Annotated in this window: 12 protein-coding genes and 1 pseudogene; 5 read left to right on the forward strand and 8 right to left on the reverse strand. The window is 69.0% G+C overall.

Translation table 11 applies throughout. The features are described from left to right. The first annotated feature begins 113 nt into the window (after positions 1-113). From IPG05_01820 to IPG05_01835, 4 genes are read left to right on the forward strand one after another with little or no spacing between them, the layout of a single operon-like run. The gene (locus IPG05_01820; GenBank protein ID MBK6493838.1) at positions 114-2,756 is read left to right on the forward strand and encodes a hypothetical protein; all 2,643 of its coding nucleotides are present in this window, start codon (positions 114-116) and stop codon (positions 2,754-2,756) included. Beyond that, on the forward strand, positions 2,740-3,156 hold the full coding sequence (locus IPG05_01825; protein MBK6493839.1) for a hypothetical protein: 417 nt from the start codon (positions 2,740-2,742) through the stop codon (positions 3,154-3,156). Before IPG05_01820 ends, IPG05_01825 begins: the two co-directional genes overlap by 17 nt. Before the next feature lie 23 nt (positions 3,157-3,179). Next, the gene (locus IPG05_01830) at positions 3,180-4,430 is read left to right on the forward strand and encodes an MFS transporter (protein MBK6493840.1); all 1,251 of its coding nucleotides are present in this window, start codon (positions 3,180-3,182) and stop codon (positions 4,428-4,430) included. Continuing rightward, on the forward strand, positions 4,424-5,041 hold the full coding sequence (locus IPG05_01835; protein ID MBK6493841.1) for a cytidylate kinase-like family protein: 618 nt from the start codon (positions 4,424-4,426) through the stop codon (positions 5,039-5,041). The genes IPG05_01830 and IPG05_01835 overlap by 7 nt, the downstream gene beginning before the upstream one ends. A 32-nt stretch (positions 5,042-5,073) precedes the next feature. Here IPG05_01835 and IPG05_01840 read toward each other — a convergent pair whose 3' ends face one another. Then, positions 5,074-6,540: a magnesium chelatase gene (locus tag IPG05_01840; GenBank protein ID MBK6493842.1), complete on the reverse strand. Its 1,467-nt coding sequence runs from the start codon at positions 6,538-6,540 to the stop codon at positions 5,074-5,076. Positions 6,541-6,782: 242 nt separating this feature from the next. Between IPG05_01840 and IPG05_01845 the strand changes: the two genes are divergently transcribed. Beyond that, entirely contained in the window at positions 6,783-7,016 is a 234-nt protein-coding gene (locus IPG05_01845; GenBank protein ID MBK6493843.1) for a hypothetical protein, read from the forward strand. Positions 7,017-7,076: 60 nt separating this feature from the next. On the opposite strand, the gene IPG05_01850 is transcribed toward IPG05_01845, so the two are convergent. The 7 genes and pseudogenes from IPG05_01850 to IPG05_01880 form a co-directional block, all read right to left on the reverse strand. After that, positions 7,077-7,994, reverse strand: a complete 918-nt coding sequence (locus tag IPG05_01850) for a hypothetical protein (GenBank protein ID MBK6493844.1) — start codon at positions 7,992-7,994, stop codon at positions 7,077-7,079. Continuing rightward, positions 7,973-8,644 carry an HAD family phosphatase gene (locus IPG05_01855; protein MBK6493845.1) on the reverse strand — a complete coding sequence of 224 codons (672 nt, stop codon included), beginning with the start codon at positions 8,642-8,644 and terminating at the stop codon, positions 7,973-7,975. The genes IPG05_01850 and IPG05_01855 overlap by 22 nt, the downstream gene beginning before the upstream one ends. Next, positions 8,641-9,855: an FAD-binding oxidoreductase gene (locus IPG05_01860; protein ID MBK6493846.1), complete on the reverse strand. Its 1,215-nt coding sequence runs from the start codon at positions 9,853-9,855 to the stop codon at positions 8,641-8,643. The genes IPG05_01855 and IPG05_01860 overlap by 4 nt, the downstream gene beginning before the upstream one ends. An 80-nt stretch (positions 9,856-9,935) precedes the next feature. Next, positions 9,936-10,829, reverse strand: coding sequence for an RNA polymerase sigma factor RpoD/SigA (locus tag IPG05_01865; GenBank protein MBK6493847.1), 894 nt, complete (start codon positions 10,827-10,829; stop codon positions 9,936-9,938). Positions 10,830-11,171: 342 nt separating this feature from the next. Continuing rightward, positions 11,172-12,194, reverse strand: coding sequence for a 3-dehydroquinate synthase (aroB, locus tag IPG05_01870; protein MBK6493848.1), 1,023 nt, complete (start codon positions 12,192-12,194; stop codon positions 11,172-11,174). 38 nt (positions 12,195-12,232) lie between these two features. Beyond that, positions 12,233-12,784, reverse strand: coding sequence for a cob(I)yrinic acid a,c-diamide adenosyltransferase (locus tag IPG05_01875; GenBank protein MBK6493849.1), 552 nt, complete (start codon positions 12,782-12,784; stop codon positions 12,233-12,235). Between the two features lie 6 nt (positions 12,785-12,790). Further along, a pseudogene (locus IPG05_01880) lies at positions 12,791-14,170 on the reverse strand (FAD-dependent oxidoreductase). Positions 14,171-14,191: the final 21 nt, after the last annotated feature.

Here is a 14,191-nt window from a genome sequence, read left to right on the forward strand (position 1 = left end):
CCCGCGGCCGGAGTGGCGAGCGCTACCTTTCAGCGGACACCGTCCCGGTCCGACACTTCCAAGAGGGCGTCCGTAGACGCCCAGCTTCCCTGACATCCCTCGCGCCGAGCATCATGCCCCGTTCGTGCCGTCTCCTGCTTGCTGCCGGCTTGCTGTCACTCGCGTGGCACGGGCCGGTCGCGGCCCAGAGCGCCACTGCGACCGGGACACTGATGGTGCAGTGGGGTGACGCGGACCGCGGGGCGCGGCCCCCCCGGATGGCCTGGACGCTGACCGGTGATCGCGGGGAGGTCTGGGACGTCGAGCTGACGGAGGCCCAGGTGCGCGTCGCGGGCGGAGTGCGCGCCCTGAACCGCAGCCGGGTGACGGTGGTCGGGACCGCCACCCCGGCCATATCCAGGGCCCGCGGCGCGCCACTCGCGCCCCGTCTGCGCGCCGGCTCGATTGCCTCCACCGACGGCGGCCGGACGGCCTCCCTGATGGCCCAACCTCCGCAGAGCGGTGCCAAGCCGTACGCGCTGCTGCTGTGCAAGTTCGCCGACGTGGCGAGCGAACCCCGGCCGCTCGCCGATTTCACCGCGCTCCTCTCCAACAGCTCCCCGAATCTTGACCACTACTATCGCGAACTCTCCGCGGGACAGATGAACCTCGGCGGCAGTCAGGCCGTTGGCTGGTTCACGCTGCCACAACCGAGAGCCGCCTATCTGCCCGGTGGGCAGCTGGCGTTCTCGGCGCTGGCTGCCGACTGCACGGCCGCGGCGGATGCGAGCGTGAATTTCGCCAACTTCTCCGGCATCCTGATTCAGGTCAACGCCGATCTCGATGGCTACGCATGGGGCGGTTCCAGCTTCCTGTCGCTCGACGGTGTGACGCGGTCGTGGCCGATGACCTGGATGCCGCTATGGGCGACCCAATCGTCGATGCATGGCGCCTATGCGCACGAGGTGGGTCACTCGCTCGGGTTGCCGCATTCCTCGGGGCCCTACTCGGCGACGTATGACTCGCGCTGGGATGTGATGAGCAATTCGTATCTCATCTTCAACGGCGCCACCAGCAGCTATCTCGCCGGGCACACGATCATCTACCACAAGGATCTGCTCGGCTGGATTCCCGCGGCGCGCAAGGTGACGCCGACCGCGGGAACGCAGACGATCCTGCTGGAACAGGCGGAATTTCCGACGGCGGGCACCACGCCCCTCGAGATCGTCATCCCCATCGAGGGGACGTCGCAATTCTACACCGTCGAGGCGCGCCGCTTCCTCGGCTACGATGCGCCGCTGCCTGGCGAGGCGGTGGTGATTCACCTGATCACCCCGGGCACGAGTGTTCCGGCCAAGGTCGTTGACCCGGACAACAACGGCAATCCCAACGATGCCGGAGCGATGTGGCTTCCGGGCGAGACCTTCCAAGGTGTCAACGGGATTCGCGTGCAGGTCAATGCGCGCACGGCCGAGGGATGGAGCGTCACGGTGACGATGCCATTGCCCGATGTGCAATTGAGCGTGGCCGGGGCGGGGAGTGGCAACGGCATGGTGACATCCTCGCCCGGCGGAATCGCCTGCACCAGTACCGCCGGCAGCAGCAGCGGCACTTGCAGCGCCCCCTTTCCCGGCGGGACCGTCGTCACGCTCACCCCGACGGTCACGTCCGGGAGTCTCGTCGGTTGGAGCGGGGCGTGCGTCGGTTCCGGAAACTGCCAGGTCACCCTGGACCAGGCACGCAGCGTGACGGCCACTTTTCAGCTCGGCAATCAGACCCTCGCCGTCACGGCCGATGGCAATGGCAGTGGCGTGGTGCGCTCGAGTCTCGAGGGGATCAATTGCGTGAGCACTGCCGGCACGTTGAGTGGCGCCTGCGTGGCAGCGTATCCGCAGGGCACGATGGTCACGTTGACGGCGGATGCGACGGTCGGAACGTTCATGGGATGGAGCGGGGCGTGCAGCGGGACGGCGACTTGTACGCTGGCCCTGACCCAGGTCCGCAATGTCGGCGCCACCTTCGTCGTGGCCAATCGACAACTGGCCACGGAGCTGACCGGGACCGGGAGCGGCAGCGTGACGAGTACGCCGGCGGGGATTGCTTGCGTGAGCACGCGCGGCGCCGTGGCTGGGGGCTGTGCCGCCGAATTTGCCGAGGGAACGGTGGTGACCCTCGAGGCCGTGGCGAGCGGCGGGAGTTTCGCAGGCTGGGGCGGCGCGTGCAGCGGGGTGGGGGCGTGCGTCGTGACGCTCTCCGAGGTCCGGACGGTCAGTGCACAGTTTGATCCGCCGACCTTCGCGGTGACGCTCACGGCCGCGGGTGGCGGGAGCGGCGCGATCACCAGTCAGGCCGGGCTCGCACCTGCGCTCGCGTGCCTCAGCACGGCGGGGAGCGTCACTGGGGCGTGCAGCGCCACGTATGTCGAGGGCGCGATCGTGACGCTGACACCGACGGCGACGGCGGGTGCGTTCGGTGGATGGAGCGGAGCGTGCACCGGCTTTGGCCCGTGCCAGGTCGAGGTCACGCAGGCGCGCGCGGTCACGGCGACTTTCCTTGCGCCGCAATTGCTGATCGACACCTTCGCACGGGCGCTGCTCGGCGAGGGATCGATCGCCCCCGAGATTGCGGCGCAGCTCGATGCGGCCGGCAATCGGAATGGCATCCGCGACCTCGGGGACCTGGTGGCGTTGATGGATCATTCGCCCGAAGCGCGGTTCTCCGCCGTGGTGATGCGGGTTCTGCAGCGTCGTGGAGGTGCCAATGCGATTCGTCCGTAGCGCGGCCCGCGCCTGGTTGGCGACGGCCACGGTGCTGCTGCTCTCGTCGTGCGGCGGCGAACCGACGACGCCGAAGCTCCCCTCCGAGCTCTACCGCATGCGGGTGCAGTCGACGGCAGGGGCCGTTGGTGCGCTGCTCGTGTCGGTCGAGGGTGGCAGCGGCACGCCGCTCCTCCTCGCTGCCGCGCCGGTGACCGCAAGCATGTCGGACGGCACCTCGCCGTCCCGTGTGCTGCTGGTGGGGCCGCTCGGTGGGGTCGACCTGCTCGAAGTGCGGGCCACGACCCCCGGCGTGCCCCCGACGGTGACGGTCCTGGAGGCATCGGCAGGGGCAAGCGGCGGATATGCGGCGATTTCCCCAGGCAGCGTCACGGTCACATGGACCGGCGTGGAGCGATAAGCACAAGCGTTACTTTCCCTCGCATGCCCCTCGCGCTTCGCAGCCGTCTCCGGGACCTCGGCGCCGTCCTCTTCATGGGGCCGTTCCGTGCGGTGCGACATCCGGATTTCCGCCGCTTCCTGACCGGCCAGGGGATCTCGTTGGTCGGCACCTGGATGCAGTCGATCGCCCAGGGGTGGCTGGTCCTCGAACTGACCCGCTCGGCGTTCGCTGTCGGACTGACCTCCACGCTCGCCACGCTGCCGATTCTCTTCTTCACGCTCTACGGCGGCGTCGTCGCCGACCGGGTCGACAAGCGGCGCTTCATCATGGCGTTGCAGGCGGTGATGCTGGTCGAGGCCGCCGTGCTGGCGGCGCTGACCCTCACCAACCAGGTCACGGTTGAATGGATCTGGGCGCTGGCGGTGCTCTTCGGGCTGGCCACCGCCTTTGAAGTGCCGGCGCGCCAGGCGTTCCTGGTGGAGCTCGTCCCCGCCGAGGACCTGGTCTCGGCGGCGGCCGTCAATTCCACGACGTACAACCTCGCGCGCGTCATCGGCCCCGCGATCGCGGGGATCGTCGTCGCGATCGCCGGGCCCGGGGCCGCGTTCGCACTCAACGCGTTGAGCTACGTCGCGGTGCTGGTCGGACTGTCTCGGATCCGCGCGCCACACATCCCCAAGCCGCCATCGGCTCGGCCCTCGGTCTTCACCGGGGTTCGGTTCATCCGGTCGCGTCCGGTGCTCGCGGCGCTTTCGTGGCAGATGGTGCTGCTGACGGTGCTGAGTGGGTCCTTCATTCCGATCCTCGCGGTGTATGCCCGAGAAGTCCTCCACGTCGGCGCGCGCGGCTACGGGGCGCTGACCGCGGCGGTCGGCGTCGGGGCGGTGGCGGGCGCGGTGCTGATCGGTGGCGTGGGGACCCGGCTTCCCCGACCGCGCGCGGCGGTGATCGGGGCCGCGACGCTCAGTGTGGCGGTGGTGTTGCTCGCGTTCAGCCGCGAGGCGTTCCTGTCGCTTGTCCTGCTCGCGCTGGCGGGGGCCGCGATGGCCACGCAGGGCATCGCGACGGCCACGTCGCTACAACTCGCCGCCCCGAACGAACTGCGCGGACGGGTGATGGCGGTGTATTCCTTCGTGGTGCTCGGGCTGGCTCCGCTCGGCGCCTTTCAGGCGGGGTGGGTCGCGGAGCACCTGGGCGCCGCGTGGAGCATTGGCTTGAGTGGAGGCGCGGCGCTGCTCGGCACCGCATGGCTGTCACGCCGTCTCTGGGACGGCACGGAGGAAACATGCTGATCACCATCTCGCGGGAGTACGGCGCGGGGGGATCGTCCGTGGCGCAACGCGTCGCGGTCGAGCTCGACTGGCGGCTGGTCGACAACCAACTCGTCGAGGAAGTGGCGGCGCGCGCCGGCATGAGTCCGGATGAGGTCAGCGAGAAGGAGGAGCGCGGCCCGACCTTCGTCGAGCGACTGGCGCGCGTCCTGACCGTCGCCACGCCGGAGGTGCTCGGGCCGTCGACTGCCGAGCTGCCCGAGCAGGAGGAGGCGCGGCTGATGCGCCTGACGGAACAGGTGGTGGCCGAAGCGGCCCAGGACCACGCCGTGCTGGTGGGACGTGCGGCGGGCGCGGTGATCGGCCAGAAGGAGAAGGCACTCCACGTCCGCCTGGTTGCCTCGGCCGGGTACCGCGCCGCGGTGATCGCGAAGCGGCTCGACGTTCCACTCGACGAGGCCCAGAAGCGCGTGCGCGACGTTGACGCGCATCGCGCACGCTATCACAAGCAGTACTACAACCGCGACTGGGCCGACCCGCACCACTACCATCTGACCATCAATACCGAATTGATCGGGATCGAGGGGAGTGCGGCGTTGATTGTGGCGGCGGTGAAGCGAGAAAGCCGATGATCGACCATCGATGATCGATCATCGATCATCGGTCACGCCAATCCATCCATCCCGTGCTGCCCGCCCTTCCGCCGGCTCGGCCGCACCCGCTGCCAGCCATGTTCCTCGCTCCGGGCGATGCGCTGGTGCGCGGCGAGCGCTTCCAGCACCAACTCGCAGGCGGCGACTGCGGTTTCCTGGTCGGCCGGGGAGGCGAATCCGGTCTCGTAGACCAGCGGGAGGAGCCCCTCGACCAGCCCGAAGGCGGCAAAGCAGGTTGCGGTGGGCTCGTCGACGCCGATCTTGAGCGCGCCACCCTGCTCGAACCAGGCGACGATGGGCTCGACATCGGCCTCGAAGGCATGTTCGGTGAAGACCAGGCCGGCGGCGCGCCGAATCAGCTCTCGTGCCACCGACTCCGCTCCCTGCATTTCCCCCTCGTACTCCAGCTCGACCTTCCCCGAAATCGCCGGAATGCCGGCATAGATGTCGCTCATCCGGGTCACGGCCCGTGCCGCGCCGGTGGCAATCGCGCGGCGCTCCGCGTTGCTGACCACCACTTCCAGCAAGGAGATCGGGAGCCGCTGCGACACGCCGGAGCGGCGGTCGACGCGCGGATCTTCGCGGGCGGCGAAGGCGACCTGTTCGACCGCTTCGGCGATGAACGACGGCACGGTCACGCGTCCGTCGGCGCGCGCGAGCCAGGCTTCCTGTGCGGTGATGGCCATCCCCTGCTCGACGGCGCGAGGATAGTGCGTACGGATCTCCGAGCCGATGCGGTCCTTGAGCGGCGTGATGATCTTGCCGCGCGCGGTGTAGTCCTCCGGATTGGCGGTGAACGCCATCACCACGTCGAGCGAGAGTCGCACCGGGTACCCTTTGATCTGGACGTCGCCTTCCTGCATGATGTTGAAGAGGCCGACCTGGATCTTGCCGGAGAGGTCGGGCAGCTCATTGATCGCGAAGAGTCCGCGATTGGCGCGGGGCAGCAAGCCGAAGTGCATGGTGATCTCGTCGCCCAGCAAGTGCCCGCCCCGCGCGGCTTTGATCGGATCAAGGTCGCCGATGATGTCGGCGATCGTCACGTCGGGGGTGGCCAGCTTCTCGACGTAGCGCTGGTCGCGCGGCAGCCACCCGATCGGGGTCGCGTCACCGCGCTCGGCGATGAGGTCGCGGGCGTACTTCGAGATCGGCGCAAACGGGTCGTCATTCACCTCACTGCCCGCCACGACCGGCACCACCTCGTCGAGGAACTGGACCAATGCGCGCAACAGCCGCGTCTTCGCCTGACCGCGCGTCCCGAGCAGGATGAAGTCGTGCCGCGCGAGGAGGGCATTCACCAACTGCGGCACGATGGTGTCGTCGTAGCCGACGATGCCCGGGAAGAGGGGGCCACCCCGCGCGAGGGCCGCGAGCAGATTGGTGCGCAGTTCGTCGCGCACCGAGCGGCCGCGGAGCGGCGCCTCGGCCCACGGGCTCGAGCGCAACTCGCCCAGGGTGGTCGGCAGCGGGGTCATCATGGCTCCAGGGGCGGGGAGGGAACGTCTCTGCGTAGTACGGCGGACAGGGCGGAAGGATCCCTGGTCCGGGGGGGAGGACCCCCCTCGGGGGGGCGGAATATCGGGAAGTTTCTACCCTGCCGGAAGTTAGGCTGTCTTGACACTTGACGGACGGCCCCTAACTTGTTGCACGGTGCATCGGGGGAAGCGGCCGATTCTCGGAACCGGCCTCGGTGACCACTTTCAACTCACAAGGAGAAGCAATGCGGAAGTTCGTGATGGCGGCTGCGGTGATCGCTTTGGTGGCGTGCGGCGACAAGGCGGCGGAGCAGGCGGCGGCGGATTCGGCGCGCGTGGCCGACAGCGTCCGCGTGGCGGACAGCACGGCGGCCGCGGCTGCGGCTGAGGCGGCTCGGGTTGCGGACAGCGTTCGTGTGGCCGACAGCGTTCGCGTTGCGGACAGCACGGCTGCTGCCATGAAGAAGGGCGGCAAGTAAGCTGGTCTCCGACCGATGCACCCACGACGCCCCGGGCTTCTGCCCGGGGCGTTGTGCTTTCTAGCCTGCTCGGAGCGCCAGCCCCCACTCCGGGAGCTCGATCACCGATGCCGGTAGGCCCCCGGCATTCACCACGCTGCCTGGTTCCACTTCCCGCCGAATGACCGCCAGGGCGAGCGCCCGCTGCCCAAACCGCCCCAATGTCCGGATCGTGCCGACCGAGCGCTCCGCGGTCGCGACCTCGGTCGTCTCGGGTTCTCCATCGCCCTCCCAGAGCAGCCCACGCAGGACGCGGTTCGCATGGCCACGAAAGTGGAGGCGGGCGACCGTTTCCTGACCGGTGTAACACCCCTTGTCGTACCGCACCCCGCCGAGTTCGTCGAAGCGGACCTCCTGCGGCAGCGTTTTGTCGTCGATCTCGCGGCCGAGGGCGGGCCAGCCGACGAGGAGCCTCGCGGCCGCGCTCCATGCCGGCGGGGCCGCGTGCCATCCCGCGGCCTCGAGCCGGCTGTCGATCATCGCTGCCGGTTCCGGGCTCATGACGAGCCCCCGAAACGGTGCGACGCCTGTGGGCCGAACCAGGCCAATTCCGTCTGGGATGGCTGACTCCGCGCCGACCAGCCACCGCAACGTCATGGCGTCGGTGACCTCGGTCACCTTCGCGAGCCGGGGCGGGATGGTCCGCGCCAAGAGGCCTCGCATCTCCTGCGCCGCCTGTGCCGGTACGATCAACCACGCCGCCGCGCCGTCACGCCGGATCCACGCGTCGGTGATGATCATCCCTTTCGGCGTGAGGAAGGCGCCCCAGATCAAGCCATCGGCCGGCATCTTGGCGACGTCGTTGGTCACCAGCCCCTGCAGGCAGCTGATGGCACCGAGGCCCTCCAGGCGGAACACGGCCTGGGCCACCGTGATGGCGTGATGCCCCTCGACCAGGGCGCGGGCCTCCTCGGTGCTCAGCTCGACGTCAAAGACCATGGCAACTCCATCGGGTGGTGCCCTACAAAATCCGTCCAGATACACGCCGGCTCTTCCGCCTCAAGCGCCTCGCGCGGATGCGACGTCGTCAGCATGGCGACGGGCATTCCGGCAGCGCGTCCGGCGCGGAGCCCGGGAATCGAATCCTCGATGACCACACAGGCTCTCGCCGGAAGCCCCAACAGCGCCAATCCCTTGCGATATCCCTCGGGATTCGGCTTGGTGGTGGCAACGTCTTCGGCGGCGACGATCCCGACGAAGCACTCGTCGAGGTCAGCCACCCGCAGCACGTGGGTGATTTCATCGCGGCGCGCAGCCGACACGACCACCAATCGGACGCCGGCCGCATGCAAGGCCCGCACAAAGGGGGCAGCGCCGGGCACAAGCGTGAGATCCGCGCTGATGAGGCGCTGGTAGATCACTCCCTTGGCGGCGACGAGGTGGTCGAGCATCCGGGTGTCGAGCGTCCGGTTGGCGGCGCTCCATGCGTGGACAAAGCAGCCACGGTCATCGTAGCCGAGGTACTCGCGATAGTACGTCGCCTCGTCGACGTCGAGCCCCCACTCGGCGAGCACTTCCAGCAGCGCGCTGCAATGATGCCGCTCGTCATCGACGATGACGCCATTGAAGTCGAAGCAGACGCCCTTCACGAGGCCGCCTCGCCGGTGATGCCGGTCACGAAGATGTGCCGCGGGTCGTGGCGCTCGCGCAGGCGATCGATCGGGCCACCGATGCCCTCGCGATACGCGCCGAAGTGTCCGACGGTGCGACGGAGCGCCCAGGACGCGCGCTCAAGCGTCAGCGGTACTTCGCGCGCCGCGAAGTGGCTCCGCACGGCGCGCAGCTGCTCCGCGGTGGTATGCCCACTCCAGCGGATGCTGCCGGCGAGCGCGCCGGCACTCAACATCCCCTCGCCCAACAGCGACACCACCGCGTCGATCGCCTCATCGATCCCCTCCGGGAGCACGCCGAGGCGGAAGGTGACCGGCACACTCGAGATCCCGCGTGAGGAACCGTTCCAGAGCAGCACGCGCCGCTCCGGTGGCAACTCGTGCCAGTGCAGGTGCGCCACCCGGCTCAGTCGCTGCCCCTCCGCGAGCACCTCGTCACGACTCCCCATCAGCCGCACCGCGAGCAGCCAATCCGGCTCGGACGCCAGGGCGGGGGAGATGAGCTCCGCCGCAGCGGCGGCGATTCGATGCTCGCCGAGTCCGCGGGCGGCGGCACTCAGCCGATCGCGGCTCCCGAGCGCGACCCAGGTCAGGTCCGCCTCGGCGAGGGGACGGACCCGAAGAGTGGCGTCGGTGATCACGCCGAAGCCGCCAAAGCCGCCGAGGTGGAGCCGCATGGCCGGCGTCACCGTGGTGCTTCCCTCGTCACGCGCGAGGCGGACCACGCGTCCGTCGCCGGTCGCGATGGTGAGTGCGAGCACCTGATCGCGGACCGGACCGAAGCCGGCACGAAGGGGTCCGGCGGTTGCGGTCGCCAGAATGGAGCCGATGGTCCGGTCGGTCCGGCCGGGGGGATCGAGCGCCACCCAGCCATGCTCGTCGCGCAGGGTATGTCGAAGGAGGTCGAGGGAGACGCCCGCCGGCGCGGTGACCGTCTCGTCAGTGTGCTCAATGCCGAGGCGGTCGTCGAGACCGCGGGTGGAGAGCGTCAAGTCGGCGGGAGGGGCATCGACGCGCCACGAGCCGCCACCCTCGATGGCGACCTGCCATCGCTCGTCGTGCGCCAGGCCGAGCACGCCGGCCATTGCCTCGGTCGAGGTGGGCGTGACGACGAGTCGGCCGTCGCCGGTGGCGCGCACGGCGTCGGCACCGATGGTGGCGGCGATTCGATCCAGTCGGGTGCTGCTCATGCGGACTCCCGGCGCGTATTGGCGGGAGGTTGGTCAGGGCGGGACGTCATCCCCGGAAGATAGACGGGGCGGGGCGCGGCTCAGGCGGCGCGAAATTCTCCCAGATGCCGCACCTCCGGACATTCCCGCAGCTTCGCGAAGGCGCGCTCACGCAATTGGCGGATCCGTTCCCGGGTCACGCCGAGGGCGGCGCCGATCTCTTCGAGGGTGCGGGCTTCTTCGGTGGGGTCGAGGCCGTAGTAGAGCGAGAGGATGCGGCGTTCGCGGGGGGTGAGGTAGCGGCGGAAGATCCGGTCGATGAAGTCGCGACGAAGGATCTCGTCCGTCCGCGTCTCGATCTCGCCGTTTTCTCCGAGCGGAAGTCGCTCGCCCAGGGTGGCCGCGCGGGAGTCGCCGCTCTCGACCGGCGCATCGAGCGACACCTCGGTCACAAAGAGACGGCGGGCATCGCGCACGTCATCGAGTGGCATCATGAGCGCGGTCGAGAGCTCCTCGTCGGTCGGTGTCCGCCCGAGCTCCTGCGCCAGCAGCCCCTGCGCCTTGGCGAAGCGCACCACGGCGGTGTTCTGGTTCAGCGGGAAGCGCACCGAGCGCGTCTGCTCCGCGAGCGCCTTGAGCACGGCCTGACGCACCCACCACACGGCGTACGAAATGAACTTGACGCCGCGATCCGGATCGAACTTGCGCACCGCGCGGAGCAACCCCTCGTTGCCGATCGCCACCAGGTCGCCGAGCTCGAGGCCGTGACCCTGATAGCGCTTCACGAAGGCGATCACGAAGCGAAGATTCGCCGTGACCAGTCGCTCGATCGCGATGTCGTCGCCCTCGCGTGCCTTCCTCGCCAACGCCCGCTCCTCCTGAATGTCGGTGATCATCGGGAGGTCCTTGATGTCCCGCAGATACTGCTCGAAGGACTCGGCCGCGCTGAGCGGAACGCGGGCACGGGATGGCGCAGGGGCGGCACGACGCGGCATGGGAGACCCAATCGGCGAGGGACGAACTGTCAAATTTTCTCGGGAGGTGTTCGAAAGGTACGCAGTCAAGATGGGGTGTTCCACAACCGTGTCAAGAGCCTGTAAATATAGACATTGCAACAACTTACAGAGATTGCAGTTGCGCGATTCGTGCACATTCTCCACAGCGCGGTCTTCCACACGCGTGTGCAGGAACGGGGGAAGTCGTTGGAATGAAAGGGGCTGCGGAGTGGGGTGGGGTGGGGGGATTGTGGGTAAACGGTGGACGGGCGGGCGAGGCAGGCCTCGCCCGTACATGAATGCGCGTTGGTGTAGGGGCGAGGCCTGCCTCGCCCCATGGATTCAATGCAGCAGATTCGCCAGCAGCGCCAAGTCCAGCGCCTGCGTCCATTCGCCGCCCACCACCGCCATGCGGCCCGGCTCGGCGAGCAGCGCGGCGTGCACGGCTCCGCGACGGTTCTTCTTGTCGCCCTGCATTGCCGTCATGATCGCCTCGCGGGAGAGCCCGGGCGGCGGGGCGACCGGCAATCCCACGGCGCGCAGCCAGGCGGCCGCACGGTCCGACGTCCCCGGCGCGGTGATGCCCATCGCCTCGCCGAGCCGGCTCTCGAGCACCAGGCCGATCGCGACGGCTTCGCCGTGGGGCAGGGCGTAGTGGCTCACCTGTTCCAGCGCATGCGCAATGGTGTGCCCGGCGTTGAGCGAGGCGCGGCGGCCCTGCTCGTGCTCGTCCTCCATCACGACTTCCGCCTTGATGGCGACGCTGCGGTCGATCAGCGTGGTCAGCGCCTCGAGGTCGCGACGCGCGATCGCGTCGCGGTGCGCCTCGATCCATTGGCCGTAGGACGCATCGGTGATCAACGCGTGCTTGACCGCTTCGGCGAGTCCCTCGCGGAACGGCCGGTCCGGCAGCGTGCGCAACAGGGTGGGGTCACAGCAGACGGCGAGCGGCGGATGGAAGGCGCCGACGAGGTTCTTCCCCGCCGATGTGTCGACGCCGGTCTTGCCGCCGACCGACGCATCGATCATCGCCAGTGTGCTGGTCGCCACGGCGAGCCACGGCACCCCGCGCAGATAGGTGGCCGCGACGAAGCCGACGAGGTCGGAGGTGACACCGCCACCGAAGGAGACCAGGACGGTGTCGCGGCCGAGGTGGCGCGACAGCAGTTCATCGGTGAGCCGCGCCCACTCTGTTCGGCTCTTCGAGGCTTCGCCGCTCGGGAAGGTGAGTTGCAGCGCCCCCGGAAGTGGCGACGGGAGCAGGCCGGCCACCGTGGCGTCGGCGATGACGACGGCGTGGTGCCCGGGATGGGTCGCGTCGAGCAGCGCACGGACCTGTCCGAAGGCGCCCGCGCCCACCAGCACGGGGTAACTCCCCGCGGCGTGCTCGACCGTGGTGACCTTTACCAGGTCACATCTCCGATGCCCGCCTGATGATTCGCCTGGCGCGCCATGGTGAAGAGGAGATCGGAGAGGCGATTGAGGTAGATCACGAAGAGTTCGGGGACGTCGGCGGTGGTGCCGAGGTGGACGACACTGCGCTCGGCGCGTCGGCAGATCGTCCGCGCCATGTGCAGCGTCGCGGCCTTCGGCGAGCCGGCGGGAAGCACGAAGGCGGTGAGCGCGGGGAGCTCCTGGTCGGCGGCATCCATCGCCTGCTCGAACAGGTCCACCCGGGACGGCGAGAGCTCCGCTTTCTCAAGCGCCTTCCGCACCCGCTCCGGATCGGGGGTGGCGAGATGGCCACCGATCGCGAAGAGGTCGCGCTGGACGGTCTCGAGCAGCGCATCGTGGAAGTCGAGCGGCGCGGTGCAGCGCACCATGCCGATCGCGGAGTTCAGTTCGTCGACATCGCCGTATGCGCAGACGCGAGGGTGGTCCTTGAGGACCCGACCGCCACCGAAGAGGCCCGTTTCGCCGGAGTCACCCGTGCGGGTGTAGATCTTGAGAGTCATGGCGGATTATACCCCGATGACGGCCAACATTTCCTCGACCGACACGAGCTTCTCTCGCGGGCGCCCGGCCGGCGCGCCGCGCGCCTGCTCTTCCGCGTCGAGCCGCTGCCAGTCCGCCCAGCTCGTGACGCGCACGCCGCGGCTGGCCAGTAGGGCGTCCACCTGCTCGGCATGGCCGCCCCGGCGCGCCACCGCCCCGGATTCCAGGTCCGCCAGAAGCTGGGCGACGGTCTCCGCGGCGCACGACTTGTTGGTGCCAATGACCCCCTGGGGCCCGCGCTTGATCCACCCCGCGACGTAGAGCCCGGGCACGACCTGGCTCGAGCCTGCCTCCCGTCGTGACGCGACCACCCTGGTTCGGGATGATCCCGCGGCGGTCGTCGAATGGGAAGCCCTCGAGGGCGACTCCGCGATAGCCGACCGAGCGAAAGACCAAGCCGATGTCGAGCGTCTGCTGCTCGCCGGTCGGCAAGGCGCGAACGCCGCCCTGCCCATCGGACTCGAGGCGATTCCGTTCAACCACCATTCCCCGGAGACGCTGTTCGCCCAGGAGGGCTACCGGCGAGGTCAGGAAATGGAAATGGATCTGGATCGGGGCGCCGGTCGGGGTACGCTCGGCCCACTCGCGCAGCACGGCCAGGTTCTTCTCGGCCGTGCGGTCTTCGGCGGCCGCGAGCACGGCCGCGCTCGCCTCGTCGAGCTGGAGATACTCGCGGGGACGAAGACATCGACTCCCTCGAGCTCGCCCAACTCACGCAGCTCCGGTGTGGTGCACGCGGCCTGGGCGGCACCGCGCCGCGCGATCACGTGAATGGTGCGAATGCTGGAGCCGCGGAGCGCCTGGAGGGCGTGCGCGGCGAGGTCCGTCGTGGCCAGCACATCCGGCGACTTGGCGAGGATGCGCGTCACGTCCATGGCGACGTTGCCGATGCCGATCACCGCGGCCGCCGACTGGCTGAGGTCGAACGGCAACTCCGCGTAGTCGGGGTGGCCGTTGTACCACCCCACCAGTTCGGTGGCTGCGTGCGACCCCGCGAGATGCTCGCCCGGGATCCCCAGCGGCCGATCGGTACGCGCCCCGAACGTGGCGATCACCGCGTCGTACTGTTCGCGAAGTTCGGCCACCGTCAGGTCGCTGCCAATCTCGACATGGCCGAGGAAACGGAAGCCAGGCTGGCTGGCGATCCGCTCGAACACCTTGGTGACCGACTTGATCTTGGGATGATCCGGCGCGACGCCTCCGCGCACCAACCCAAACGGCGTGGGGAGGCGGTCGAAGAGGTCGATGGCGATGCCGGGATGGGCCTTCTGGAGTGCCTCGGCGGCGTAGAAGCCTGACGGGCCGGCGCCGATGATGGCAACGCGGGGCAGCAAGGGTGTGGACATGCGCGAACGATAATCGGGTCG

The sequence above is a fragment of the Gemmatimonadota bacterium genome (genome assembly GCA_016704275.1).
Taxonomy (GTDB): Bacteria; Gemmatimonadota; Gemmatimonadetes; order Gemmatimonadales; family GWC2-71-9; genus Palsa-1233.